22 protein-coding genes and 2 tRNA genes are annotated in these 26,688 nt (G+C 50.1%); 20 read left to right on the top strand and 4 right to left on the bottom strand.

The window, feature by feature from the left end; all coding sequences use genetic code 11:
- The first annotated feature begins 64 nt into the window (after positions 1–64).
- From DBZ16_RS07955 to DBZ16_RS08000, 10 genes are all read left to right on the top strand, one after another.
- Positions 65–141: transfer RNA gene (locus DBZ16_RS07955), tRNA-Val, on the top strand.
- Between the two features lie 53 nt (positions 142–194).
- On the top strand, positions 195–2,108 hold the full coding sequence (gene thrS / locus DBZ16_RS07960; RefSeq protein ID WP_107813756.1) for a threonine--tRNA ligase: 1,914 nt from the start codon (positions 195–197) through the stop codon (positions 2,106–2,108).
- 17 nt (positions 2,109–2,125) lie between these two features.
- Positions 2,126–2,647 carry a translation initiation factor IF-3 gene (gene infC / locus DBZ16_RS07965; protein WP_107813590.1) on the top strand — a complete coding sequence of 174 codons (522 nt, stop codon included), beginning with the start codon at positions 2,126–2,128 and terminating at the stop codon, positions 2,645–2,647.
- A 146-nt stretch (positions 2,648–2,793) separates the two neighbouring features.
- Complete coding sequence (gene rpmI, locus DBZ16_RS07970) at positions 2,794–2,991, top strand: 50S ribosomal protein L35 (RefSeq protein WP_002232040.1); 198 nt, start codon at positions 2,794–2,796, stop codon at positions 2,989–2,991.
- Between the two features lie 12 nt (positions 2,992–3,003).
- A complete protein-coding gene (gene rplT / locus DBZ16_RS07975) occupies positions 3,004–3,363 on the top strand; it encodes a 50S ribosomal protein L20 (protein ID WP_002214103.1) in 360 nt (119 codons plus the stop codon).
- Between the two features lie 246 nt (positions 3,364–3,609).
- A complete protein-coding gene (gene pheS, locus DBZ16_RS07980; RefSeq protein WP_107813591.1) occupies positions 3,610–4,602 on the top strand; it encodes a phenylalanine--tRNA ligase subunit alpha in 993 nt (330 codons plus the stop codon).
- 52 nt (positions 4,603–4,654) lie between these two features.
- Positions 4,655–4,960, top strand: a complete 306-nt coding sequence (locus tag DBZ16_RS07985) for a hypothetical protein (protein ID WP_064104249.1) — start codon at positions 4,655–4,657, stop codon at positions 4,958–4,960.
- Positions 4,961–5,094: 134 nt separating this feature from the next.
- A complete protein-coding gene (gene pheT, locus DBZ16_RS07990) occupies positions 5,095–7,458 on the top strand; it encodes a phenylalanine--tRNA ligase subunit beta (protein ID WP_107813592.1) in 2,364 nt (787 codons plus the stop codon).
- Between the two features lie 73 nt (positions 7,459–7,531).
- Positions 7,532–7,834: an integration host factor subunit alpha gene (locus DBZ16_RS07995; RefSeq protein ID WP_003675494.1), complete on the top strand. Its 303-nt coding sequence runs from the start codon at positions 7,532–7,534 to the stop codon at positions 7,832–7,834.
- Positions 7,818–8,132: a hypothetical protein gene (locus DBZ16_RS08000; protein ID WP_107813593.1), complete on the top strand. Its 315-nt coding sequence runs from the start codon at positions 7,818–7,820 to the stop codon at positions 8,130–8,132. The genes DBZ16_RS07995 and DBZ16_RS08000 overlap by 17 nt, the downstream gene beginning before the upstream one ends.
- Before the next feature lie 366 nt (positions 8,133–8,498).
- Here DBZ16_RS08000 and DBZ16_RS08005 read toward each other — a convergent pair whose 3' ends face one another.
- Entirely contained in the window at positions 8,499–9,935 is a 1,437-nt protein-coding gene (locus DBZ16_RS08005; protein ID WP_107813594.1) for an NAD-dependent succinate-semialdehyde dehydrogenase, read from the bottom strand.
- Between the two features lie 499 nt (positions 9,936–10,434).
- Here DBZ16_RS08005 and DBZ16_RS08010 point away from each other — a divergent pair, with 499 nt between their 5' ends.
- From DBZ16_RS08010 to rpoD, 5 genes are all read left to right on the top strand, one after another.
- On the top strand, positions 10,435–13,632 hold the full coding sequence (locus DBZ16_RS08010; protein WP_107813595.1) for a TonB-dependent receptor domain-containing protein: 3,198 nt from the start codon (positions 10,435–10,437) through the stop codon (positions 13,630–13,632).
- Between the two features lie 132 nt (positions 13,633–13,764).
- Positions 13,765–14,631 carry a Slam-dependent surface lipoprotein gene (locus tag DBZ16_RS08015; RefSeq protein WP_107813596.1) on the top strand — a complete coding sequence of 289 codons (867 nt, stop codon included), beginning with the start codon at positions 13,765–13,767 and terminating at the stop codon, positions 14,629–14,631.
- Positions 14,632–14,960: 329 nt separating this feature from the next.
- Entirely contained in the window at positions 14,961–16,427 is a 1,467-nt protein-coding gene (locus DBZ16_RS08020; RefSeq protein WP_107813597.1) for a surface lipoprotein assembly modifier, read from the top strand.
- Positions 16,428–16,651: 224 nt separating this feature from the next.
- Positions 16,652–18,424 carry a DNA primase gene (dnaG, locus tag DBZ16_RS08025; protein WP_107813598.1) on the top strand — a complete coding sequence of 591 codons (1,773 nt, stop codon included), beginning with the start codon at positions 16,652–16,654 and terminating at the stop codon, positions 18,422–18,424.
- A 220-nt stretch (positions 18,425–18,644) separates the two neighbouring features.
- Positions 18,645–20,594: an RNA polymerase sigma factor RpoD gene (gene rpoD, locus DBZ16_RS08035; RefSeq protein WP_107813600.1), complete on the top strand. Its 1,950-nt coding sequence runs from the start codon at positions 18,645–18,647 to the stop codon at positions 20,592–20,594.
- A gap of 454 nt (positions 20,595–21,048) precedes the next feature.
- Here rpoD and truB read toward each other — a convergent pair whose 3' ends face one another.
- Complete coding sequence (gene truB / locus DBZ16_RS08040; RefSeq protein ID WP_107813601.1) at positions 21,049–21,963, bottom strand: tRNA pseudouridine(55) synthase TruB; 915 nt, start codon at positions 21,961–21,963, stop codon at positions 21,049–21,051.
- Positions 21,964–22,069: 106 nt separating this feature from the next.
- Complete coding sequence (rbfA, locus tag DBZ16_RS08045; RefSeq protein ID WP_003685554.1) at positions 22,070–22,441, bottom strand: 30S ribosome-binding factor RbfA; 372 nt, start codon at positions 22,439–22,441, stop codon at positions 22,070–22,072.
- Between the two features lie 118 nt (positions 22,442–22,559).
- On the opposite strand from rbfA, the gene DBZ16_RS08050 reads away from it, so the two are divergent.
- From DBZ16_RS08050 to DBZ16_RS08075, 4 genes are all read left to right on the top strand, one after another.
- Entirely contained in the window at positions 22,560–23,336 is a 777-nt protein-coding gene (locus DBZ16_RS08050) for a Gfo/Idh/MocA family protein (RefSeq protein ID WP_107813602.1), read from the top strand.
- Positions 23,337–23,498: 162 nt separating this feature from the next.
- Positions 23,499–24,125, top strand: coding sequence for a uracil phosphoribosyltransferase (gene upp, locus DBZ16_RS08055; protein ID WP_107813603.1), 627 nt, complete (start codon positions 23,499–23,501; stop codon positions 24,123–24,125).
- 253 nt (positions 24,126–24,378) lie between these two features.
- Positions 24,379–24,696 carry a DUF2322 family protein gene (locus DBZ16_RS08065; protein WP_107813604.1) on the top strand — a complete coding sequence of 106 codons (318 nt, stop codon included), beginning with the start codon at positions 24,379–24,381 and terminating at the stop codon, positions 24,694–24,696.
- A gap of 137 nt (positions 24,697–24,833) precedes the next feature.
- Positions 24,834–25,640, top strand: a complete 807-nt coding sequence (locus tag DBZ16_RS08075; RefSeq protein WP_107813605.1) for a DUF4198 domain-containing protein — start codon at positions 24,834–24,836, stop codon at positions 25,638–25,640.
- Positions 25,641–25,747: 107 nt separating this feature from the next.
- On the opposite strand, the gene DBZ16_RS08080 is transcribed toward DBZ16_RS08075, so the two are convergent.
- The gene (locus DBZ16_RS08080) at positions 25,748–26,308 is read right to left on the bottom strand and encodes a pseudouridine synthase (protein ID WP_107813757.1); all 561 of its coding nucleotides are present in this window, start codon (positions 26,306–26,308) and stop codon (positions 25,748–25,750) included.
- 165 nt (positions 26,309–26,473) lie between these two features.
- Here DBZ16_RS08080 and DBZ16_RS08085 point away from each other — a divergent pair.
- Positions 26,474–26,566 (top strand) — tRNA-Ser (locus DBZ16_RS08085).
- Positions 26,567–26,688: the final 122 nt, after the last annotated feature.

The raw sequence follows: 26,688 nt of genomic DNA on the forward strand, positions 1-26,688 counted from the left end.
GAAACATTGTTTTCATGCTTGCCATCGCATCAAAGTATCGTCTATAATCCGAACCCTATTAAACAGGCACGTAGCTCAGTTGGTTAGAGCACCACCTTGACATGGTGGGGGTCGTTGGTTCGAATCCAATCGTGCCTACCAAATTTCCCAAACGGCATTTATGCCGTTATTTTTTAATGTTTTGGAGCTTTTTGATGTTGAACATTACCTTGCCGGACGGTTCAGTCCGCCAATACGAATCGCCCGTTACCGTGGCACAGATTGCCGCGTCTATCGGAGCAGGTTTGGCAAAGGCGACGGTGGCGGGTAAGGTAAACGGCAAATTGGTCGATGCGTGCGATCCGATTACCGAAGATTCAACCGTCCAAATCATTACCCCGAAAGATCAAGAAGGCGTCGAAATCATCCGCCACTCTTGTGCCCACCTTGTTGGTCATGCGGTCAAGCAACTTTATCCCAACGCAAAAATGGTTATCGGCCCCGTGATTGAAGAGGGCTTTTATTACGATATCGCAACGGAAAAACCATTTACACCCGAAGATGTTGCCGCTATCGAAGCGCGCATGAAAGAATTGATTGCACAAGATTATGATGTAATCAAAATCATGACCCCGCGTGCCGAAACCATCAAAATTTTCCAAGATCGCGGCGAAGAATACAAACTGCGCCTGATTGACGATATGCCTGAAGTTGAAGCAATGGGTATGTATCATCATCAGGAATATGTCGATATGTGCCGCGGTCCGCACGTTCCGAATACCCGTTTCCTGAAAAACTTCAAGTTGACCAAACTGGCAGGCGCATACTGGCGCGGCGACAGCAATAATGAAATGCTGCAACGTATTTACGGTACGGCTTGGGCGACAAAAGACGAATTAAAAGCCTATATCCAGCGTATCGAAGAAGCGGAAAAACGCGACCACCGCAAATTGGGCAAACAACTGGATTTGTTCCACTTGCAAGACGAAGCGCCGGGTATGGTGTTTTGGCATCCCAAAGGTTGGGCGTTGTGGCAGACTATCGAGCAGCATATGCGTAAAGAGCTGAATGCCGCCGGTTATAAAGAAGTCAAAACCCCCCAAATCATGGATAAAACCTTTTGGGAAAAATCCGGTCATTGGGATAACTACAAAGACAATATGTTCGTAACCAGCTCGGAAAAGCGCGAATACGCGGTTAAACCGATGAACTGCCCGGGACATGTCCAGATTTTCAATAACGGCTTGCGCTCGTACCGTGATTTGCCGATGCGTTTGGCAGAATTTGGTTCTTGCCATCGTAACGAGCCGAGTGGCGCACTGCATGGACTGATGCGTGTCCGCGGTTTTGTACAAGACGATGCGCATATTTTCTGTACCGAAGATCAAATTGTCAGCGAAGCGCGGGCATTCAATGAATTGCTGGTTCGTATTTACAGGCAATTCGGTTTCCATGATGTGTCCGTCAAACTTTCACTGCGTCCTGAGAAGCGCGCCGGTTCAGACGACGTGTGGGATAAGGCAGAACAAGGTTTGCGCGAAGCATTGACTGCTTGTGGCGTGGAATGGGATGAGTTGCCGGGTGAGGGTGCGTTCTACGGACCTAAAATCGAATATCATGTTAAGGACGCATTGGGACGTTCTTGGCAGTGTGGTACGCTGCAACTGGACTTTGTATTGCCGGAACGTTTAGATGCAGAATATGTAACCGAAAACAATGATCGTGCCCGTCCAGTAATGTTGCACCGCGCCATCTTGGGTTCTTTAGAGCGCTTTATCGGTATTTTGATTGAAAACCATGCAGGTTCATTCCCATTATGGCTTGCGCCGGTTCAAATGGTGATTATGAACATTACCGAAAATCAAGCAGATTACTGCCGTGAAGTGGCTGCCAAATTGCAAGCCGCAGGCTTCCGTGTGGAGCTGGATTTGCGTAACGAAAAAATCGGCTACAAAATCCGTGATAACAGCCAATACCGCTTCCCTTATCAAATCGTTGTCGGCGATAAAGAGAAGCAGGAAAACAAAGTGGCCGTGCGCCGCAAAGCAGAAGACTTGGGTTCTTTGGATTTGGATGATTTCATTGCACAATTGCAGCAAGAAATCGCGGACGCCCTCGTCAACCATTAATTTTTATAGGAGTATTCATCATCGCTCAAGAACGCGAAGCACGAATCAATGGCGAAATTACCGCCAAAGAAGTGCGTTTAATCAGTGAGTCAGGCGAACAGCTTGGTGTCGTATCGGTTCGTGAAGCTTTGGCTATGGCCGAAGAGCAGGATGTGGATTTGGTAGAGATTTCTCCTACTGCCAAACCGCCTGTATGCAAACTGATGGATTACGGTAAATATAAATACCAACAAGCCAAGAAACGCGACGAAGCCAAGAAAAACCAGAAGCAGGTACAAATTAAGGAAATCAAATTCCGTCCGGGTACCGATGAAGGCGATTATCAAATCAAAATGCGCAACATCAACCGCTTCTTGTTAGATGGCGACAAAGTCAAAGTAACACTCCGTTTCCGCGGGCGTGAAATGGCTCACCAGCAACTCGGGGCGCAACTTTTAGAGCGCGTAAAAGAGGATTTGGCGGAAGTGGCCCAAATCGAATCCTTCCCTAAAATGGAAGGTCGTCAAATGGTGATGATGATTGCACCGAAGAAAAAATAAAGTTATAATTCTCAGCTTACTCCGATTGCCGCTTCGGAGTAAGCTTTTGATTAGCGGCAAAAACCGTGGCATTTTGGGTTCAAGTGTTTGAAACCAATGTTTTAAAACCCCCTGATGCCTTATCTAATAACGAATGGAGTTTTCCCATGCCTAAAATGAAAACCAAGTCTAGCGCGAAAAAACGCTTCAAAGTACTGGGTAACGGCGGTGTAAAACGCGCTCATGCGTTCAAACGCCACATCTTGACTAAAAAGACCACTAAAAACAAACGCCAACTGCGCGGTACCTCTATGGTGAACGATCGCGATTTGGCTTCTGTTGCTAAAATGTTACCCTACGCTTAAGGAGTTTAGAATATGCCACGCGTAAAACGCGGTGTAACCGCTCGTGCCCGTCACCAAAAAATCTTCGCGTTAGCCAAAGGCTACCGCGGTCGTCGTAAAAACGTATACCGCGTTGCCAAGCAAGCGGTAATGAAAGCCGGTCAATACGCATACCGTGACCGTCGTCAACGCAAACGCCAATTCCGTCAATTGTGGATTGTTCGTATCAATGCAGGTGCCCGTGAAAATGGTCTCTCTTACAGCAAGTTCATGAACGGTCTGAAACGCGCCTCTATCGAAATCGACCGAAAAGTATTGGCTGATCTGGCTGTATTTGATAAAGCCGCTTTTGCACAATTGGTTGAGAAAGCTAAAGCTGCTTTGGCTGCTTAATCCAAAAAATTTAAAAAGGAAGCTACGGCTTCCTTTTTTCTTTGTTTGAAGAAAGTCTATGTGATTGATTTTCTTTCTTTAAAGTCTATTTTTTTGAATTGATTTGCGCTAAAATACGCCGATTCTATCAAACGGATTGGCCGTAAACGATAAAAGGTCGTCTGAAAAGTTTGGCAACACCAAACCATACAGGCGACCTCATTGTTTCAGACGACCCATCATCAACCGACAGACGATAAAACCACTATGGAAAATGTAAACCGTATCGTTGCAGAAGGCATTGCCGCAGTAGAAGCCGCGCAAGACTTCAACGCTCTAGAACAAATCAAAGCCCGTTATCTTGGTAAAACCGGCGAGTTAACCGGACTTCTGAAAACCTTAGGTCAAATGTCGCCTGAGGAGCGCAAAACCATAGGCGCGCATATCAATGAATGCAAAAACCAGTTTCAGACGGCCTTTAACAATAAACGTGATGCCCTCAACGAAGCTAAGCTGCAAGCCCAACTTGCCGCCGAAGCACTTGATATTACCCTGCCTGGACGCGCGCAGGAAAATGGCGGTCTGCATCCTGTAACCCTGACCTTGCAGCGCGTGGTCGAACTCTTTCACAGCATGGGTTTTGAAGTGGCAGACGGCCCGGAAATCGAAGATGATTTCCACAACTTCCAAGCCCTAAATATCCCCGCAAATCACCCGGCCCGCGCCATGCAGGATACGTTTTACGTTGAAAACGGCGATGTTTTGCGTACGCACACTTCCCCGATTCAAATCCGCTATATGCTCGATAAGAAAGAGCCGCCCATCCGCATTATCGCCCCCGGTCGCGTTTACCGTGTGGACAGTGATGCAACGCACTCACCCATGTTCCACCAAGCTGAAGGTTTGTGGGTAGAAGAGGGCGTAACTTTTGCCGATTTGAAAGCCGTGTTCACCGATTTTATCCGCCGCTTTTTCGAACGTGATGATTTGCAAGTACGTTTCCGTCCGTCTTTCTTCCCGTTCACCGAACCGTCCGCCGAAATCGACATCATGGGCGAAAACGGCAAATGGCTAGAAGTCGGCGGCTGCGGTATGGTGCATCCCAACGTGTTGAAAAACGTGAATATCGACCCTGAAAAATACACCGGTTTCGCCTTCGGCATCGGCCTCGACCGTTTTGCTATGTTGCGTTACAACGTGAACGATTTGCGGCTGTTTTTTGATAACGATTTGAACTTTTTGAAACAGTTTGCGAAATGATTGTGCAGGCTGCTTGAATGGAAAAGCAGCCTGCACCGCAGAAAGCTGAATCATGAAACGCTATGTTACCCCATTCGTTTGCTATGCGTTTGCTGTTGCACTGTGGTTGCTGTCTATCTATTGCGAAAACCGCTCTTTGGCGTTGGCCGATTTGAAAACCCTGACCGGCGACGATGTGGAAGGTGCAATAAGGTGGTCGAATTACGGATTTACCGCATTTACTGTGTCCTGTTTTGTCACCGCGATCGGTAGTTGGTTGATGCCGTGGTTTAAAAGCTGGGAACGTGTGGCGTTTACAGTAAGTGTTACTTTAGGCTATACCTTGCTGGCATGGTTTGTAACAATATTATTGATTTGATTGCATAAGGTGTGAAAAGGCTACCTGAAAGCAACAGCTTCAATAAAGTGAAAAAGCAGACTACACGCCAACATAAACAGGTCGTCTGAAAACAAAATCTGATAAAAAGTTAATTAGTTGATTGAGAACATAACATGCAATTCTCCTACTCATGGCTGAAAACTCAAGCCGATACCGAACTTTCCGCCGATAAGCTGGAACATCTGTTAACCATGTCCGGCTTGGAAGTGGAAGAAGCCGAGACTGCCGCGCCTGCGTTTACGGGCGTGGTGATTGCCGAAGTGAAATCCGTTGAAAAACATCCAGATGCCGACCGTTTGAACGTTACCCAAGTCGATGCGGGTACGGGCGAGTTAGTGCAGATTGTGTGTGGTGCGCCGAATGTGAAAGCGGGCATCAAAGTGCCGTGTTCGCTACCGGGTGCGGTGTTGCTGGGCAATTTCAAAATCAAGCCGACCAAGATGCGCGGCGTGGTGTCGAACGGGATGTTGTGTTCCACCGATGAACTCGGTCTGCCTGACGACGGTGTGAACGGCTTGCACATTCTGCCGCAAGATGCTCCTGTCGGCGCAAACATCCGTGAATATTTGGATTTGGACGATACAGTATTCATACTGAAAATCACACCGAACCGTACCGACTGCCTGAGCATCAAAGGCATTGCGCGCGAAGTGTCCGCGCTGACGGGTTGCGCGTTTAAGCAGCCTGCAATCCATGCCGCGCCAATCACGGGCAGCCGCAAACAGCCCGTGCAGATTGATGCGCCTGCCGATTGCGGCCGCTTTATCAGCCGCGTGATTGAAAACGTGAACACGCGCGCTGCTACGCCGGATTGGATGAGGCAGCATTTGGAGCGCAGCGGTATCCGCAGCCTTTCCGCGCTGGTGGACATTGGCAATTATGTGATGCTGGAAATCGGTCAGCCGATGCATGTTTTCGATGCTGACAAACTTTCAGGTAGCCTGCACATCCGCCGTGCGAGCGAAGGTGAAACGCTGGAATGCCTGAACGAGAAAACCGTCTCTCTGTCTGAAAACACGCTGGTAGTGGCCGACGAAAAAGGCGCGTTGAGTTTGGCAGGGCTGATGGGCGGCGCAGCGAGCGCGGTTTCAGACGACACGCAAAATATTGTGCTGGAAGCGGCTTGGTTTGCGCCTGAAATCATTGCCGGCAAATCGCGCCAGTACGGTTTTGGCTCGGATTCGTCGTTCCGCTTTGAGCGCGGCGTGGATTACCGTTTGCAGGCTGATGCCATCGAACGCGCTACCGAATTGGTTTTGCAAATCTGCGGCGGTGCGGCGGGCGAAATGGTGGAAGCGCAGGGCGAATTGCCTGAAGCGCAGCAGGTTGAATTGCGTTTGGGTCGTCTGAAAACCGTGTTGGGTGTGGACATTCCTGCCGAACAGGTGGAAACCATTTTGCAGCACTTGGGTCTGCAACCTGAAAAAACGGCGGAAGGCTTCCGCGTTACCGCGCCGAGTTTCCGTTTCGACATCGAAATCGAAGCCGATTTGATTGAAGAAATCGGCCGCGTTTACGGCTATGAAAATATCCCTGACGATTACACGTCAGGTCGTCTGAAAATGCTGGCGCTGCCCGAAACCCGCCGTCCGCGATTTGCCGTTTATAACGAAATGGCGGTGTGCGGCTACCGCGAAGTGGTCAGCTACGCCTTCGTTGACGAACAGTGGGAACACGACTTTGCCGCAAACGACAACCCCATCCGCCTGCAAAACCCGCTGGCGGCGCAGTATGCCGTGATGCGTTCCACGCTCATCGGCGGCTTGGTGGAAATTCTGCAAAACAACCTGAACCGCAAGCAAAACCGCGTGCGTGTGTTTGAAATCGCCCGCGTGTTCAGCAAAGGTTCAGACGGCCTGTTTGTGCAAAACGAACGTATCGGCGGCCTGTGGTACGGCGCGGCTATGCCCGAACAATGGGGCAAGAAAACGCGCAACGCGGATTTTTACGACATCAAAGCAGATGTGGAAAATCTGTTGAAAAATAAAGCAGTTGAGTTCGTCAAAACCGAACATCCCGCCCTGCATCCCGGCCGCGCCGCCAATATCGTTTCAGACGGCCAAGTCATCGGTTTTGTCGGCGAATTACATCCGAAATGGCTGCAAAAATACGACTTGCCGCAAGCGCCGCTGGTATTTGAAATCGACATGTCAGCCGTGTTGGAACGGGAAAAAACGCGCTATCAGGCAGTATCAAAATTCCAGCCGGTGCGCAGGGATTTGGCGTTTGTGATGCCTGAAACCATGACCCATGATGATTTGTTGGCCGCCTTGAAAGGCGCGGCAAACAAGTTGGTACAGGAAATCAGCGTGTTTGACGTGTATCGCGGTACGGGCCTGCCTGAAGGGATGAAGAGCATGGCGGTCAAAGTGATTTTGCAGGATATGGAAAACACGCTGACGGATGAAACAGTCGAGCCGGTTATCGGAAAACTGATTGACGCGGCAACTGCTGCGGGAGCGCAACTTCGCAGTTAAAAAATAAATATTCGCTTGAATTTTAAATAGAAATTGGTAATAATCTGCACCTGTTACAACAGAAGGTAATAATATGACATTAACTAAAGCCGAATTGGCCGATATTTTGGTAGATAAAGTCAGCAATGTAACCAAAAACGATGCCAAAGAAATCGTCGAACTCTTTTTTGAAGAAATCCGCAGCACTTTGGCGCGCGGCGAAGAAATCAAAATTTCCGGTTTCGGTAATTTTCAGTTGCGCGACAAACCGCAACGTCCCGGCCGTAATCCGAAAACCGGCGAAGAAGTACCGATTACCGCCCGCCGCGTAGTAACTTTCCATGCCAGCCAAAAACTCAAAGGCATGGTGGAGCATTACTATGACAAACAACGCTAATCCCGTTATTCCTGCAAAACGTTATTTTTCGCTGGACGAAATGTGCGAACTGGTGCAAATCAGCCCGTCACAATTTGCCCAGTGGCAACATGAGAACGGTATTGTTGTCGGTTACGGCGGCGATCGTTACACCCGTTCCGATGTGGTGAAACTGTTGAAGCTGAAAGATACATTTGCGCCTTATGTCGACAGCTTCAGCCGTGATTCTTTGGATGCAAACGGTAATCCCGCTGCAAAGGCGGAAGAAGTCAAGGATAGCCTGAATCAAATTTTGGCAGATTTGGAAGCGTATCAATAATCACCATTTGGTATTTTTGCTATAAATAGAAACCGACCTGCGAAAGGTCGGTTTTTTTATTGATGATGAAAAGTTTAACAATATAGTGGATTAAATTTAAATCAGGACAAGGCGACGAAGCCGCAGACAGTACAAATAGTACGGCAAGGCGAGGCAACGCCGTACTGGTTTAAATTTAATCCACTATACAATTTTATGCCAATTTCTAGGCTGCAGGAAACGTAGGTACTACGGAGCCGATTGCGGCTTCAAAAAATTGTTTGTCCAGAGTTTAGATCTGGCAATATTGAAGTTGTCGGGTGAGTTAGAAGATAGGGCGATTAACTTGTTGAAGTTACGTTTTCAGACGACCTCCTGAGACCAAACTCAATCCGCCACATCAATACACAAATATTTCAATTCCAAATATTCGTCCGCACCGTATTTGCTGCCTTCGCGTCCCAGCCCGCTGCGTTTCACGCCGCCGAACGGTGCTACTTCATTGCTGATTAAGCCGGTATTGATGCCGACCATGCCGTATTCCAGGGCTTCGCCGACGCGCCACTGGCGGGCGGTGTCGGAGGTAAAGAGGTAGGCCGCCAAACCGTATTCCGTATCGTTGGCGGCCGCGATGACTTCGGCTTCGGTTTCAAAGCGGAACACGGGACACAAAGGTCCGAAGGTTTCTTCGCGCGCCACCGCCATTTGCGCCGTTACGCCGCTTAAGACAGTCGGTTCGAAAAACGTTCCGCCCAACGCGCTGCGTTTGCCGCCGGTCAGGCAGCTTGCGCCTTTGGAGAGCGCGTCGGCGATGTGCTGCTCGACTTTTTCCACCGCTTTTTCCTCAATCAGCGGTCCTTGGTTCACGCCTTCATCCAGACCGTTGCCCAATTTGAGCGCGGCCACTTTTTCACTTAATTTGCGGCAAAATTCATCGTAAATGCCTGATTGGGCGTAAACGCGGTTGGTGCAGACGCAGGTCTGACCGCTGTTGCGGAACTTGCTGGCGATCGCGCCTTCGACGGCTTTGTCCAAATCGGCATCGTCAAACACGATAAACGGCGCGTTGCCGCCCAGCTCCAAACTGAGTTTTTTAATGTCAGCCGCGCTGTCGGCAAAAATTTTCGCGCCGACTTCGGTCGAGCCGGTGAAGCTGATTTTGCGCACGGTTGGGTTCGTGGCAAATTCATGGCTGATTTCCGAAGCGCGACCGCTGACGACGGGAAGCAAATCGTGTGGCACGCCCGCTTCGTAAGCCAGTAGAGCCAGCGCATACGCGCTCAGAGGCGTGAGCGACGCAGGTTTGACAATCATCGCGCAGCCAACCGCCAAAGCAGGCGCAACCTTGCGCGCAATCATCGCGGACGGAAAGTTCCACGGCGTAATCGCGGCGGTAACGCCGACGGGCTGTTTCAACACGACCAGTTTTTGCGATGCTTTCACACTCGTCAGCACATCGCCGTCAATCCGCCGCGCCTCTTCGGCAAACCAGCGCACAAACGAAGCCGCATAATCGATTTCGCCGCGCGCCTCGGTCAGGCTTTTGCCCTGTTCCATCGTCATGATGCGTGCCAGCTCTTCTTTGTTTTCCTTTATCAGAAAATACCAACGCCACAACACATCGGCGCGTTCCAACGCGGTTTTTGCCGCCCATAATTTTTGTGCGGCCTCCGCTCTTTGAATTAGTAACTTGAGGTCGTCTGAATGGGTTGTGCGGACAAACGCCAAAGTCTCACCCGCTGCCGGATTATCGACTTTGATACTGTCTGGAATCGGGGAAAAAGAAATATCAGGATGGTTTAACAATGATGCAAAAGAGTTCATGCCTGCCCTCGTATGTATAGATGATGGATGAAGGTCATTATTCTCTTCATAGGTGAAAAGCGCAAACTGATTGAGCAGTTTGTGCAAAAGGAGAAAGAAGAGCCGAGGCACTGAATGGAAGCAGGCAACTAAAAAGTCGTCTGAAAATACCTTACAGGCTTGGTTAGGACTTTCCCATTTGAATTGTGAGAAAGTGTTTTAACTGACTGATAAGACATATTCAGGCAACTTTTTTATTTGGATTATTTATATAGAAATTAAATATTTTTATGTTGAAACAATAGAATAGGTTTTAAAAATATTTTAGTTGTTGAATGTGAATATATCGGATAAATGTTCTCACATCATTAAAACCTTGTTAAAATCATCGAAAATTACACAAATAATAATCAAAATCATTAAATGTATATTTCAATTGATTTGCGGCAAAACCTTTCCGAGGTCGTCTGAACATTTTCAGACGACGCTGTCTGACATTTCGCCACACAAGGAATCCGTTATGAAGCCAGTCAAAGTTAACACCCTTGCCGCCTGCATCGCAGCCATCGGTTTTTCTCCCATCATTTATGCTGCGGATAATACGCCGACCGTCATTCTCGATACCGTTACCGTCAAAGGCACACGCAATAAAGACGAAATCGGTAAAAACCGGGTTTATACCCGCGAAATCGTCAATCTTTACAAAGGCAAAAACGAAGTCGAAACCTTCAAAGGCAACACCGTATCCGACCTTTTAAGCGGTATGTCCGGCGTGTACAGCGGCGACGCGCGCAACAGCGGCGCGTTGGATCCCAATATACGCGGCGTACAGGGGCAGGGACGGATTCCCGTTACCATCGACGGCACTGAGCAGGCGATTACCGTCTGGCGCGGCTACGCAGGCGCAAATAACCGCAACTACGTCGACCCCAACATCATCAGCAGCGTTTCCATCGAAAAAGGCCCCTCGTTCAGCCGCGATATGAAAAGCGGCATAGGCGGCTCCATCGCCCTGAAGACCATCGATGCCGACGATATTGTCCCTGAAGGGCAGAAATACGGCTTTGAAGTGAAGGCGGAAGCTTCCAATAATTCCATCAAACAACGTGCCAATGTCTATGAAAAATCGGTCGATTATCGGACATTGGATGCGCCTGTTGTCGCACTTGGCGGTATTTGGCGGGCGATGTTGGACGATACCGACCGAATCGACCAGCGTTTCAACGGACGCAATAAATTTGGGAAGGATAAAGCCTACCGCATTGCCGCCGCCACCAAGCAGGACAATTTCGATGCCATGCTTGCCTACGCCTACCGCAGTAAAGGCAATTATTTTTCCGGTAAAAAAGGTGCGGAACGCTACGGTTACATCGGTCCTTGGACGATGGAAACGGTCAATGAATTAAACAGGCGGGTTGCGGATGCCGCTGCAAGAGGCGAAAAATTTTACGGCAGTGAAAATATGTTAGGTTCACCTGACATTGCCAAGATCGGACTTTTTTATCATCCGGGCGGAGAGGTAACCAATACTTCGCTCGAAACCAAATCATGGGTAGGTAAAACCACCTTCCGTCTGCCGAACCATCAGACTCTTAAATTCGGCCTACGCCATACTGATGCGATTTTTGGCGAAATCATGCCTTCCCGCGTTATCGGTCCGATTTATGCCACGCCGGAAAACTTGAATAAGATTGCAGAATGGCCGAGGGCATGGGTTAAGCAGCGTTCCTACAATATCGATTATGCATGGAAGCCCGAGGGCAGCCGCTGGATAGATTTGAGCGCATCATTGTGGACAACCCGTACCAAATCCAAAACCAATACAGCAGGCGGTTCACCCGGCGATGCTCTGTATCAAGACAGAGTGGATAATCTGTCTCCATGGAAAACCGCCATGAATCGATGGCATACCTATGACGAAGAAACCAAGAGAATAATTGAAGAAGCAGGTTACACAAAAAAACCGGATGTCGTCGAACAGCTTCCGAATACCAACGGGCGCTTCAATACCATAGAGGGCAATGCCTACTATGCCAACAATACCCGCAACGGTTTCAATTTTTCCAACCGTATGAAATTGCACGATAAGCTGACGCTGACCTTAATGGGTGATTTCCAAAATGAAAAATTGAGATCCCGTAATGAGTTTGCCGAAGAGTTGCGTAATGAGGGAAGGGACAAATACCCCGAAGAAGTGGAAGAAGACAAAATCCGAGCCAATTATGAGTTGACCAATTTCGGAGAACCGCGCAACGGTAGGCGTAGGGAATGGAATCTCGGTTTCAATTTCCGGTATCAGCCGCTGAACTGGCTGACACTGACGGCAGGTGCGCGCTATACCAACTTCAAAATACAAGATCACAGTGAGCGTTTGAAAACGGGAATAGACAGTTGGGGGCAGCCTTTGATGATGAATCGTGGGATGGCTTACAAGCTGACACGTGTGGCTACCGAGCAGGAATATCGTGATTATCTGAATGCGGTTAACAATGACGAATTCAATGCGGCAAGCGACAGTATCGTAATAGATGAAAGAGGGGTGGCAATATTAAATCCCACTCCCCGTGAAGATGAAAACAGACCAAGGCTGGACAAGCTGGAATACTATTGGCTTAAGGACGATAAAGGCCGTTTGAATCCGAGTACAAATCCGATTTTCTCTACACCTAGTTTGGTTACACCTGTGGTCAACCCCGCATACGATCCAAATAACCCTGACAGTCCCCGTATGGTGTTGCCATATAAAGTGCTTATAGGAAATAATGAAATGGATAATTATCTGACTCCGATTACACCTGCGGAGTTGCAGCGCGCCCGAAAACAGGGCGGTAGCGGGTGGGCTCCAGCTTTTTCCGCGACCGTCAATTTTACCGATTATGCCCGCGCCTATCTGCGCTATACCGAAACCCTGCGCTTTCCCAGCATTTTTGAGGGGACATACGGCTTCTCGACAGCGGCAGGCTCATTCGCCCGTTACGGCTACGGCTGGCAACCCGAACACGCAAAAAACTGGGAGATCGGCTATATTCATGATTTGACAGGGCTGTTTCCGAAAATGAAAAGTGCGGATTTCCGCATCAACTACTTCCACAACAAAACAAAAAACGTCATCGACCGCGACTACAATCTCGAGTTTGAGCAGTTCGACAAATTATTGAGGACAGGCGTGGAATTGCAGACGCGTTTCGATACTGGAAAATTTTTTGGCGGATTGGGCGTGCTGAGGACATTGAAAAACTGGATGTGTGATGATTCTTATGCATACAGGGATATTGATGTTGTATCAAGATATCTTCAAGAAGGAAAATTAATCAAACATCCAGCCTGCAATCATGGCAGCATCACTGGCGGTTATCTTGCTACGGCGATTCAACCCCGCTGGTCTATCGATGCAGATCTGGGTGGGCGATTCTTTCGCAACAAACTGGAAAGCGGCGTCCGTTTCCATTTCCACAGTAGGGTTTATCAAAACCGCAGGGCGATTTTTCAGGCATATTACGACCAAGCAGGTAATGGAAAACAGGCAGACCCCGACTATATGAGATGGCAGCCTGTCGCTACATGGGATGCCTATCTGCGCTACAAAATCGGCAAGAACCTAACCGCCGAACTGGTTGGAACGAATTTGGGCAATCGCTATTATCTTGATCCAATCAATCCTACCCATATGCCCGCGCCGGGTAGAACCATTAGGATAGGGATTACGGGTAAGTTCTAATATAAAAAGAAACTATTATCATTACGAATATTTATGGTATGATAGTCCTGCCTGAGAAAGAAATCTTTCATATAGCTTATTTAGTGATTATTTCTTGGGTGAATTTTTAATTATTTGACAAAGGATTTAAAAATGAAAATGAATTCATTTGCAATTGCTATCTTTGCATTGTCTTCTGTTTCTGTTGCGTATGCTGCTAATCCGGCAAGAAGTGGTAAAACTGCTGCGAATAATGCAGCAAATGTACGTCATCTGGAAACAACAGTAGAAGATTCGGGTAAATATGTTGGTAAGGCTGCTATCAATATTGTCGATAATACCCTTAAGGATACAGCGAAGAAGGAATATGCGAACAATAAACCAGTATCATTTGAACAGGTTAATGCAGTTCGTAACAATCCGTTAGTGAAGTTATTTTATTCTTCAATTGCTTCTAAGGATAGAAATGGCGTAACAGTGGCAAACTTACACCGTATGAGTGGCGGTATATGGGAACGCATTCCTATGCCTGATCACTCCCATTTAGGCCGCCTGTCTTACGCACAAGTCGGCAATTTAGATGTCTATTTCGGTGATTGGTCTAATGTTGCACCTGGTGCGGCTGTCGGTACAAAAGGTACGAATTACACTGCCTTCTACAGCGGCACGGGTCGAACCACCAATCTGCCGACTACGGGTACTGCCACTTATACGGTTAAGGGTATCAACCAATATCATACGCAAAATACAGCCCTCTTAAACGGTACGTTGAAAGCTGATTTCGGTAAACGAACGCTGAACGGCGAAATGAAACGTACAGGTCTGACAGTTGCTGTTAACAATGCCGCCATCAATACGGCTCAGGCTTCCTTCTCCGGTAAAGCTACGGCAAACAAAGTGGCCGGTACGACCCGTGGTCATTTTTTCGGTAACCAAGGCGCAGCGATTGCGGGCGTGGCTGATTTTGGCCGAAACCATGCCTATAACACTGCCTTTGGCGGTACGAAAACCGGTAAATAATGAATCATAATGCGATAAGGCGGACGGTTTTTGTCGTTTCCCATTCCGTCCGCCTATAAAACACAAATCATCCGACACACAATGCACATCGTACAGGGCCGTTCGGAAATATCGGGCTTCGCAATGCGTTTAAGCCGGTATTTTCCGAACGGCCCGTGAGTTTGAAGGCGTGCTGTTTCGATGGGCTTGAGAAACTCATTTTTCAGACGACCCGGCAGGGGCTTTCATGCAAATAAACAATGCTCTTGCCCGGTAAAGATGAAATGTCAGTTTTTCTTTGAAAAGGTCGTCTGAAAAACAAAGCCGCCCGATACACAGGAAAGAATTTTATGAAACGCCTTTTGCTCCTTCCTTTTTTTATCAGCCTGTTGCCTCACGCGTTTGCCGACGACAGGGAAGACCGCTTCATGCAGCTCAAACAGGGAACGGAACTCCGCCGCGCGCAGCAGGAAAGGAACGAAGCGGACAATACGGCGATCGAATTCGGCGCGGGAGAAATGCAGGACGGCGAAGATTTGGCGTTGTCGCTGATGAAGGCGGTCAACGCGCAAAACGAGGAAGAAACGGCGCGGCTGTTGGACATTTACCGCCGTCAGGATGATTACGACCCCGATATAGTGCTGTTTGCCGAGGCCAATCAGGCGGTGTTCCGCGACGATTTGAAGGCCGCGCTGGCGAAATACCGCGAGCTTTACCGCAAAAATCCCGAATTTCTGCGCGGCCGCCTGGATTTGGCGCGGCTGCTGTTTATAGACAAACAAAACAAAGAATCGACGGCATTGTTCGAGGGCATCGATATTCCCGAAGTGCCCGCCGTCAATGAGAAAATCAAAGTGTTTGCCGACGCTTTGAAGAAACGCGATGCGTGGAGCGGTTCGGTTTCGTTCGGCGCGGGTTACGACACCAACTTAAACCAGTCGTCGGGCGCGACGGTTGTCCGCAATCAGACAAGCTGCGGTTTCGATTCGAACGGGCAGCCGATTCTGGACGATGCCGGAATGCTGTCCTGCCGCAACGAACGGCTTGACGCCTACGCGCCCGATGCGTTGAAAAACCGGATGTGGGTATATGAAGCCAACTTAAGCAGACGCATTTCGCTCAACGGCCACCACGGCCTGCAACTGGGCGGCTACGTATGGGGCCGGCTTTATCCCGGCAACAAAGAATACGGCGAACATAATATCAACGTCAGCCCCGCTTACAGTTTTCAGAGCAAAGACCATTCCTTCAGTGTCGGCCCGCAGGTGCAATACGAATGGTCGGGCGGCAAACTGCGCGACAGCAGCGCCGGCATCAGCACGGCATACAGCCGCACCTTTTCCGACCAAGCCTCGCTGGGCGTGCAGCTCGACCACAAATACGACCGCTACCGCGGCGAATTAAAACATTTCAACGGCCCGCAGACGCTTCTGTTCACCACCGCCATCTACGCCCTGCCGAAAGACTGGCTGGTATTCGGCGGCTACGACTACCTGCGCAAAAACAGCCGCGAAAAAGTGGATTCCTACCGTCGGCACGGCCTGCGTGCAGGTGTCAACAAGCGTTTCGAATCCGGCATCGACGCCACCTTTCAGGCAATCTGGCGTAAAACAGCCTATCAGGACTACCATGCCTGGCTGGAAACCCGCCGCCATGATTTCGAACGCACCTATCAGTTGGACATCAAATTTGACCGTCCTTTCCTCCGCGGCTTCGTACCCGTCCTCACCGTAAAACACACCGACAACAAAAGCTCGTCCTGGCTGAACCGCTACAAACGCAACGAATTTACCGTCAAAGCAGAATACAAGTTTTAAGCCCCGAGGTCGTCTGAAAACGAATTTTTAGACGACCTCGAGGGTTTGTGTTGCATAAGCTGTCAGCTAAGGAGTCGGTTTTGTAAGAGTGCTATTTTTATCCTGAATACACGTTATAATACGAACCTTGTTTTCAAACCGATTCGAGATCCTGTTTTCAGACGACCTTTAAGATAAAAGGTCGTCTGAAAACGTTTGTCCCGTCCATACGCATCCGCCGAACTATGATTCCATCCGATTTCATTGACGAGCTTCTGGCCAAAGTCGATATTGTCGATATTATCGACGAGCAGGTTCCGCTGAAGAAGGGCGGGGCGAACTATATGGCTTGTTGTCCGTTCCACAAGGAAAAGACGCCGTCGTTTTCGGTCAGTCCGACCAAGCAGTTTTATCATTGTTTCAGTTGCGGGGCGCATGGTTCGGCGATTGGTTTTGTGATGGAACATCAGGGGTTGTCGTTTCCGGAGGCGGTGCAGTTTCTCGCCGACCGCGTGGGCATGGTTGTGCCTAAAGTGCGCGGGCAGAACGATAATCCTGAAGTCCGTGCCGAACGTAAGAAAAAACAGCAGACGCTGGAGGAAACGACGGCGGCAGCGGCTGATTTTTATGCGCAACAGTTGAAATTCAATCCGGCGGCGAAGGCTTATTTGGACAAGCGCGGCTTGAGCGCGGAAGTCATCGCTCATTATGGTTTGGGCTACGCGCCTGACGGCTGGCAGCCTTTGGCGCAGGTGTTCCAGCCGTACCCTAATACTGCGTTGGTGGATACGGGTATGGTGATTGACAATGAGGGGCGGCATTACGACCGTTTCCGTCATCGGATTATGTTCCCCATTCGCAATCCGCGCGGGCAGGTGATTGGTTTTGGCGGCAGGGTGTTGGACGACTCGAAGCCGAAATATTTAAATTCGCCTGATACGCCTCTGTTTGATAAAGGAAAAAACCTTTACGGATTGTATGAAGGACGTGCTGCGGTCAAAGAAGCAGGGCGGATCTTGGTGGTCGAAGGCTATATGGACGTGGTCGCGCTGGCGCAGTTCGGCGTGGGCTACGGCGTGGCGGCTTTGGGCACGGCGACGACGGCGGAACACGTCAAAATCCTGATGCGGCAGGCGGACAGTATTTATTTCTGTTTCGACGGCGACAGCGCGGGGCGGAAAGCGGCGTGGCGCGCGCTGGAAAATGCGTTGCCGCAGTTGAAAGACGACAAATCGCTGCATTTTTTGTTCCTGCCGGAAGAACACGACCCTGACAGCTACATCCGCGCTTACGGAAAAGCGCAATTTGAAGATGCGCTGTTGAACCAAAGCAAGCCGCTGTCGGAGTATTTCTGGGAACATCTTTCAGACGACCTCAATCTCAATACGCAGGAAGGTAAGGCGGAATTGGTGAAAACCAGTTCGCCGCTTTTGGCGCAAATTACCGCGCCGGCATTGGCTTATCTGTTAAAACAAAGACTTAGCGAGCTGGTCGGCATCGATCCCGACAATCTCGCCCAACTGCTGGGGCAGGAAGCACCGAAGCGGCACGTCAAACAAAAAAGCTACAAACTGCCTCCGATTTCCGTCAAGCAACCCGTCATGCTGACGCTGGTGCAACGGCAAATCCGCAGCCTCTTGATAAATCCGGATTGGGCTGCATATATAGACCTGCCCGATTATTTGGCGTTGGACGGCGATTTCGCCTGTCTTGCCAATCTCGCCGAAACCATTAAAAGCCATGCCGCGGAACCTGCTACCGCGCAGGTTTTAGAGTATATGCGCGGTTCTCCTTATGAAGAAACCGTGAACCAAATCTTCCAATCGACACTCTATTCTGAAGAAATGGAAGGCGGAGGCGAAGAAGACCGCGAAAACTTCCAAATCGGCATGAAGAAACTCCTTAACGAGTTAAAATACCAACAAATCGAAACCCTCAAGCAGAAAAGCCTGCAATCGGGTTTGAATGAAAATGAAAAAAAACTCTTGCTGTCGCTTTTGACGGCAAAGCAAAATTGAACGAACGGCAATCCCTGCCGAATCCAGCAACCTTCAGGCCGTCAGAAAAGCATTGTCCCAAGCTGCGAATATGATCCCGCAGAACACCCGTCCCAAAGAGCTTTCAGACGACCTCAGAGTGATAGCCCAACAGATTGACTTTAAATCGGTTATCACTCTGTTCCGCCTTCAGGTGCATCATGCAAACCGTCGGCACACCATCAGATCAAGAAAGTAATCCATGTCTAAAGACCAAAATCACGAAGACTATCAAGAACAGGACGACAACCGTCCGCTGACCCTCGAAGAGCAGCGCGCCCGCCTGCGCCAGCTCATCATCATGGGTAAGGAGCGCGGCTACATCACTTATTCCGAAATCAACGACGCCTTGCCCGACGATATGTCCGATGCGGATCAAATCGACAACATCGTCAGCATGATTTCCGGCTTGGGCATCCAAGTGACCGAGCAGGCACCTGATGCGGAAGACATTTTGTTGAGTGACAACGCCGCCGCCGTAACCGACGACGATGCCGTTGCCGAAGCCGAAGCCGCCTTGTCCAGCGCGGACTCCGAGTTCGGCAGAACCACCGATCCCGTGCGTATGTATATGCGCGAAATGGGGCAGGTTGACCTGCTGACCCGCGAAGACGAAATCATCATCGCCAAAAAAATCGAAAACGCCCTGAAAAACATGGTGCAGGCGATTTCCGCCTGTCCGGGTTCTATCGCTGAAATCCTCGCGCTGATCGAGCAAATCCGCAAGGATGAAATCCGCGTGGACGAAGTGGTTGAAGCCATCATCGATCCGAACGAAGTGTTGCTCAACGAATTGGGCTTGGGGCACTTGGAAAGCGCGTCAAACGACGACGATTCCGGTAGCAGCGACGAAGATGAAGAGGATGAAGACGAAGATGACGACGATTCCGGCAGCGATGCCGAAGCCATGTCCGCCGCCCATCTTGCCGAATTGAAGCAAAAAGTGCTGGATCATTTCGCCTTCATCGAAAGCGAATACGGCAAGATGATCAAAAAGCTGGAAAAACACGACAGCCGTCACCCGGATTATCTGGCACACCGCGACGCCATTGCCAACAAGCTCTTGGAAGTCCGCTTTGCCACCCGTCAAATCGAAAGCCTCAGCGGCAACCTGCGCAGCCGTGTCGAAAATATCCGCAAGCTCGAACGCGAAATCCGCGACATCTGCCTTGACCGAGCCCATATGGAACGCGACTACTTCATCCAAAACTTCCTGCCCGAAATCACCAACCTGAAATGGGTGGAAGAAGAAGTCGCCAAAGGCAGAGTCTGGAGCGACGCGCTCGACCGTTTCCGCCACGCCATCCTCGAAAAACAAACCGAGTTGGCAAACATGGAAAAAGAAACCCGCATTTCCATTGAAGAGCTGAAAGACATCAACAAAAACATGGTATTGAGCGAAAAAGAAACCGCAGCCGCCAAGCAGGAAATGATTCAGGCGAACTTGCGTCTGGTGATTTCCATCGCCAAAAAATACACCAACCGCGGTTTGCAGTTCCTTGATTTGATTCAAGAAGGCAACATCGGCTTGATGAAGGCGGTCGACAAGTTCGAATACCGCCGCGGCTACAAATTCTCCACCTACGCAACATGGTGGATCCGCCAAGCGATTACCCGCTCGATTGCCGACCAGGCGCGCACCATCCGTATTCCGGTGCACATGATTGAAACCATCAACAAGATGAACCGCATCTCCCGCCAGTATCTGCAAGAAACCGGCGAAGAGCCCGATTCCGCCAAACTTGCCGAGTTGATGGAAATGCCGGAAGACAAAATCCGCAAAATCATGAAAATCGCCAAAGAGCCGATTTCGATGGAAACCCCGATCGGCGACGACGACGATTCGCACTTGGGCGACTTCATCGAGGACGCCAACAACGTTGCCCCTGCAGACGCCGCGATGTACACCAGCCTGCACGAAGTCACCAAAGAAATCCTCGAAAGCCTGACCCCGCGCGAAGCCAAAGTCCTGCGTATGCGCTTCGGTATCGACATGAATACCGACCACACGCTCGAAGAAGTCGGCAAACAGTTTGACGTAACCCGCGAACGTATCCGTCAAATTGAAGCCAAAGCCCTGCGCAAACTGCGTCATCCAACCCGCAGCGACCGCCTCAGAAGCTTCCTCGACAGCGAAGACAGCAAACTGTAAAACAGCAAACCGCAGGTTTATCCCTGCGGTTTTTTATGGGTAAGAGGTCGTCTGAAACAGAAGTTGTACATTTTCAGACGACCTGTTTTGCATTCATTGCACTATGGTCGGTTAAAACCCGTAGCGCGGGCTTTGCCCGCGGATAATAGGGGAAGTTTCGGCAGTTTTTTACTTATTATCTCCAGCTCTTTTACTCATCATCTTCGTGGGCAAAGCCCACGCTACATTGCGTTATAGTGGATTAAATTTAAATCAGGACAAGGCGACGAAGCCGTAGACAGTACAAATAGTACGGCAAGGCGAGGCAACGCCGTACTGGTTTAAATTTAATCCACTATATCTTTCCTAGACCGGCTGGCAATCAAAACATGGTTGTAAAAAAGGTCGTCTGAAAAACCGTTTTCCCGCTTTTTCAGACGACCTTTCCTATATTTTCACTGAATCATCAAACCATTCAGTCTTTCGCCGTATTCATCAGCCGCAGGGCTTTGAGGCGACCGATTTCTTTTTGGTATTCCACCAGGCCGATAAATGTTCCGCTTCTGTCGTAAACGCGGATGGGCTGGTCGGCGGGGATGTCTTCGGTAAACTGCGGGCGTTGGCCGCATTTGAGCATGGCTACGGCGCGGTCGTTCAGTTCGATTTTGGGGAGGTGCCGCACTAAAACGTCGCAGGGCAGGAGCAGGGCGTCGCGTTCGGTTTCGTTTAATTCTGCCAATGTGTCTAGCGTGTGGCTTTCGCGGATGGTGAAGCCGGCGGTTTCGGTGCGGCGCAGGGCGGTCAGGTGGGCGAACGTGCCGATGTGTTTGGCGATGTCTTCGCTGAGGGTGCGGATGTAGGTGCCTTTGCTGCAACGTACGTCGATGACGGCTTTGGGCGCGTCAAACTCGGTAATATCAATAGCGTAAATGGTGATGTCGCGCGGTTTGCGTTCGATGACGATGCCTTTGCGGGCGTATTCGTACAGCGGTTTGCCTTCGTGTTTGAGGGCGGAAAACATCGGCGGCACTTGGCGGATGTCGCCCGTCAGGGCTTGGCATGCCGTCTGAAATTCGGTTAAGGAAATATCGGCACGGGCGGTGGCGATGATTTCGCCTTCGGCATCGCCCGTGCTGCTGGCTTCGCCGAGTTTCAGCGTGGCGGTGTAGGCTTTGTCGGCATCCAGCAGGTATTGGGCGAACTTGGTCGCTTCGCCGAAGCAGACGGGTAAAAGTCCGGTTGCCAAAGGATCGAGTACGCCGGTATGCCCCGCTTTCTCGGCGTTGTAGAGACGGCGGGTTTTTTGCAGGGCGGTGTTGCTGGAAAGTCCTTCGGGCTTGTCGAGCAGAAGGACGCCGTTGACGGGGCGTTTGGCGGGTTTGGCGGTCATAATGGGGGAGGGTAAATGGCAGGTGTGTGGATGGGAAATGATTGCAAAAGGTCGTCTGAAAACAGGTTCGCGGTTTTACTGCGGCGTTTTCAGACGACCTTTACCTTTAATCTTCCACCGGTTTTTCCGCCGCTACTTGGTCGATGAGGCTGGAGATGCTCATGCCGCGTTCGAGCGATTCGTCGTATTTGAAGTGCAGTTCGGGCGTTTTGAAGAGTTTGATGCGTTTGGCCAACTCGCTGCGCAAGTGGCCTTTGGCGTGTTCCAAGGCTTCTTCGGTAATGTCGCGGGTGCTGTCGTCGAGGACGGTGTAGAACACGGTGGCGTGGCTGTAATCGCGGGTGACTTCGACTTCGTTGATGGTGATGAAGCCTGCGCGCGGGTCTTTCAGGCCGGTGCGGACCAGCTCGGCCAGTTCGCGCATGATTTGTTCTTTGACACGGTCTTGGCGGGCATAGCCGCGTTGCGGTTTTCTCATGGTTTTCCTTAAACGGCGGCGGCCGTTTCAACTTTGTTTTCAGACGGCCTGTGTGAAATAAGTGCGGTATTATAACGGATATACGGCAATTTGAGGCCGTCTGAAAAGGAGTTTGGCTATGCAGAAAATCAAAATCGGATTGGCGGGGTTCGGCATGTCGGCGCAGGTGTTTCATTTGCCGTTTTGGCGTGCGGATGCGCGGTTTGAAGTCGTGCGCGTGTTTGAACGCAGCAGCAATAGGGCACAGGAAGTCCTGCCGCAGGCGCAGACCGTGCGTTCGTTTGAGGAATTGCTTACCGACGATGTCGATTTGGTGGTCGTTACCACGCCAAACCAGACGCATTTCGATTTTGCCGCTCAGGCTTTGCGTGCGGGTAAAAATGTGGTGGTGGAAAAACCGTTGTGCGCCACGGCGGCGCAAGCCTTGCAACTGGCGGAACTTGCCGAACGGCAGGGCGTATTGCTGACCGTTTACCAAAACCGACGTTGGGACAGCGCGCCGTTGACCGCCAAAAAGCTGCTTTCAGACGACCTCTTGGGCGAAATTGTGGATGCAGAGTTCCGTTTCGAGCGTTATGCGGCTGCCTTGAACAAAAAACGCTGGAAGGAAACAGGCGAGGCGGGCGTGGGGCTGGTGTACGATTTGGGTTCGCACCTCATGGATATGGCAGTCGATATTTTCGGGATGCCTGACGAACTTTATGCCGACGTGCGTTATCAGCATGAAAGAGCGCTCAGCGACGACAATTTCTATATCGCGCTTTATGAAAACCTTTATGACGCGCTGCAAGGCAAATCTCCCACAGCGGTACAACCGCGCCAAGTGGCTCAAGTGCTGGGGCTGCTGGAGAAAGTATATGAAAGCGCGAAATCGGGGTGTCGGGTAAAGGTGTAGGGAGCGGTTTAAACCGCCAGATAGAAGAGTGGGGCAAAACCATTGGGGAAACGTAAGCCTGAAGATCGCAGAAAATAAGCCGCCGTTGCGTATCCTTTATTTTGTTTCGTTATAAAAAAAAGTATAATTACACCCATTCAAAAACAATCCGAGGCCTGCCAAATGAACGTAACCGTTATCAATCACCCACTTGTCCGCCACAAACTCACGCTCATGCGCGAGACCGATTGCAGCACTTACAAATTCCGCACCCTCACTACCGAGCTGGCGCGCCTGATGGCTTACGAAGCCAGCCGTGATTTTGAAATTGAAAAATACATTATCGACGGCTGGTGCGGTCAAATCGAAGGCGACCGCATCAAGGGCAAAACCTTGACCGTCGTGCCGATTTTGCGTGCCGGTTTGGGTATGCTCGACGGCGTGCTCGACCTGATCCCGACTGCCAAAATCAGCGTGGTCGGATTGCAGCGCGACGAAGAAACGCTCAAACCCGTTTCCTATTTTGAAAAATTCGTGGACAGCATGGACGAACGTCCCGCGCTGATTATCGACCCCATGCTCGCGACCGGCGGCTCTATGGTTGCCACTATTGACCTGTTGAAGGCGAAAGGCTGCAAAAATATCAAAGCGTTGGTACTCGTTGCCGCGCCCGAAGGCGTCAAAGCCGTCAATGAAGCGCATCCTGACGTTACCATATACACCGCCGCCCTCGACAGCCATCTGAACGAAAACGGCTACATCATCCCCGGCTTGGGCGATGCGGGCGATAAGATTTTCGGTACGCGCTGATTCGTGATTTGAGGTCGTCTGAAACTGAATGTATGGGTTTCAGACGACCTTTTTATAGTGGATTAACTTTAAATCAGGACAAGGCGACGAAGCCGCAGACAGTGCAGATAGTACGGAACCGATTCACTTGGTGCTTCAGCACCTTAGAGAATCGTTCTCTTTGAGCTAAGGCGAGGCAACGCCGTACTGGTTTAAAGTTAATCCACTATACAAGGTATTTTTCGTTGAAAATCCCATGTTAGAAAGGACACCCATGAGCTTCCAAGACAACCTCGCCGCCATGCCTGACATCGGTCATTTGAGCGGACTCGACATCCTCGACGCACAAGGCAAAGCCGTCCATCACATCCCCAATGCGCCCGGCAAGCAAGGCTCGCTGAAACTCTACAACGCTTTGGCATTGAATTTCGGCGGCAAACTCGATGCAGCTGCTGCTGCGCAGGGTTTGGATTGGTTTGCTGAACACGTCGTCGATGCGCAAGACAATCCGGGCAAGCATCCCAATATCGATTTGCTGTTGCAAGTGAAAAACGAAAACCTCAGATTGCTTCTAAAGCCGGTTAACGCGTAAACACCAGATAAGCGAAAGGTCGTCTGAAAACAGAAATCCTGTTTCAGACGACCTTTTTTCATGAAACCGTTTCGTTATAAATAAAATTGTTATATTATAACCAATCAAATTTTCTACCCGATACATTTGGAGAAACCATGAAAAAAACCGCATTGTTTATCGCATCCGCGCTTCTGTTCAGTACAGCCGCCCACGCACACCGCGTTTGGGTCGAAACCGCCCATACGCACGGCGGCGAATACCTTCAAGCCGAATTGGGCTACGGCGAGTTCCCCGAACTCGAACCCATCGCCAAAGACCGCCTGCACATTTTCAGCAAACCCATGCAGCTCGTTACCGAAAAAGGCAAAGAAAATCTGATTCAAAAAGGGATGTTCAACTACCAATACCGCAGCAAACAGCCCGTTAAAGACGGCAGCTACCTCGTTATCGCCGAATACCAACCGACCTTCTGGTCCAAAAACAGCGCAGGCTGGAAACAGGCGAGCATCAAAGAAATGCCTGACGCCAGCTATTGCGAACAAACCCGAATGTTCGGTAAAAACATCGTCAACGTCGGACACGAAAGCGCAGACACCGCCGTCATCACCAAGCAAGTCGGACAACATTTAGAAATCGTTCCGCTGGATAATCCCGCCAACGTCCACGTCGGTGAACGCTTCAAAGTCCGCGTCCTTTTCAACGGCGAGCCGCTGTCCAACGCCACCGTTACCGCCACATTTGACGGTTTTGACACCAGCGACCGCAGCAAAACCCACAAAACCGAAGCCCAAGCCTTCTCCGACACTACGGACGACAAAGGCGAAGTCAGCATCATCCCCCTGCGCCAAGGCTTTTGGAAAGCAAGCGTAGAACACAAAGCCGATTTCCCTGATCAAAGCGTGTGCCAAAAACAGGCGAACTACACCACCATGACCTTCCAAATCGGTCATACGCATCATTAATATCCAATAACAAAGGTCGTCTGAAAACCGTATCACAAGGTTTTCAGACGACCTTTCTTGTTATCAGCCAATCGATTTTAGCCAATTAATTTAATAACAGCCATTCATCAAGGCTTATGCGGCGCAAACGTCCATTGACCAAGCTCTAAGCCCAAATCAAACAGGTTCAGACGACCTATCGCCACCCTGACCAAACGCAGGCACGGAAAACCAGCCTTAGCCGTCATCCGCCTGACTTGTCGGTTTTTCCCTTCCGAAATCCGAATCTCCACCCAAAAATCAGGCACGGATTTGCGCACACGGATAGGCGGCACGCGCGACCACAAAACATCCGCTTCGCCCGCCTCTAATACGCGAACCTTTGCCGGACGCGTGACAAAATCCCCCAAATCCACCCCGCGCCGCAGCATATCCATCCTCGCTTCGTCGGGCGCGCCTTCCACCTGCGCCCAATAAGTTTTCTCCAGTTTAAACTTAGGATCCGCAATCCGTGCCTGCAAACGTCCGTCGTTCGTCAACAGCAGCAAACCCTCGCTGTCCGTATCCAAACGTCCCGCCGGATAAAAGTCCGGCAGCGACACATAATCTTTCAAACATCCATACTTCTCATGTGCCGAGAATTGGCAAATCACGCCATAAGGCTTGTTCAATACGATTAAATCATTCATTTTCATCACATTCTGAAACCAAGTATGAATTGTACCAGCCGCCGCATACGGGCTACAATTTTACGTTTCTTTATATTTTATACAAATGATTTCATACGGTTAAAAAATACCCTGAAGCCCGGCTTGACACGCCCGAACCAAACCAGTATATTACGCACTTCCTTAGGAGTAATGGCTGAGAGGCTGAAGGCACTTCCCTGCTAAGGAAGCATGTGGGGTCAACCTGCATCGAGGGTTCGAATCCCTCTTACTCCGCCACTATACGAAAACCCGTCGATTATTCGGCGGGTTTTCTTTTTATCGTTTTTGCCGAATTTAAAGATAACTGACAGGCAACCGTCAAACTTGACATTTACGGAACATGAAAGCGTTTGCCTGAA

It is taken from the genome of Neisseria sicca (assembly GCF_003044565.1).
Classification (GTDB): domain Bacteria; phylum Pseudomonadota; class Gammaproteobacteria; order Burkholderiales; family Neisseriaceae; genus Neisseria; species Neisseria sicca_A.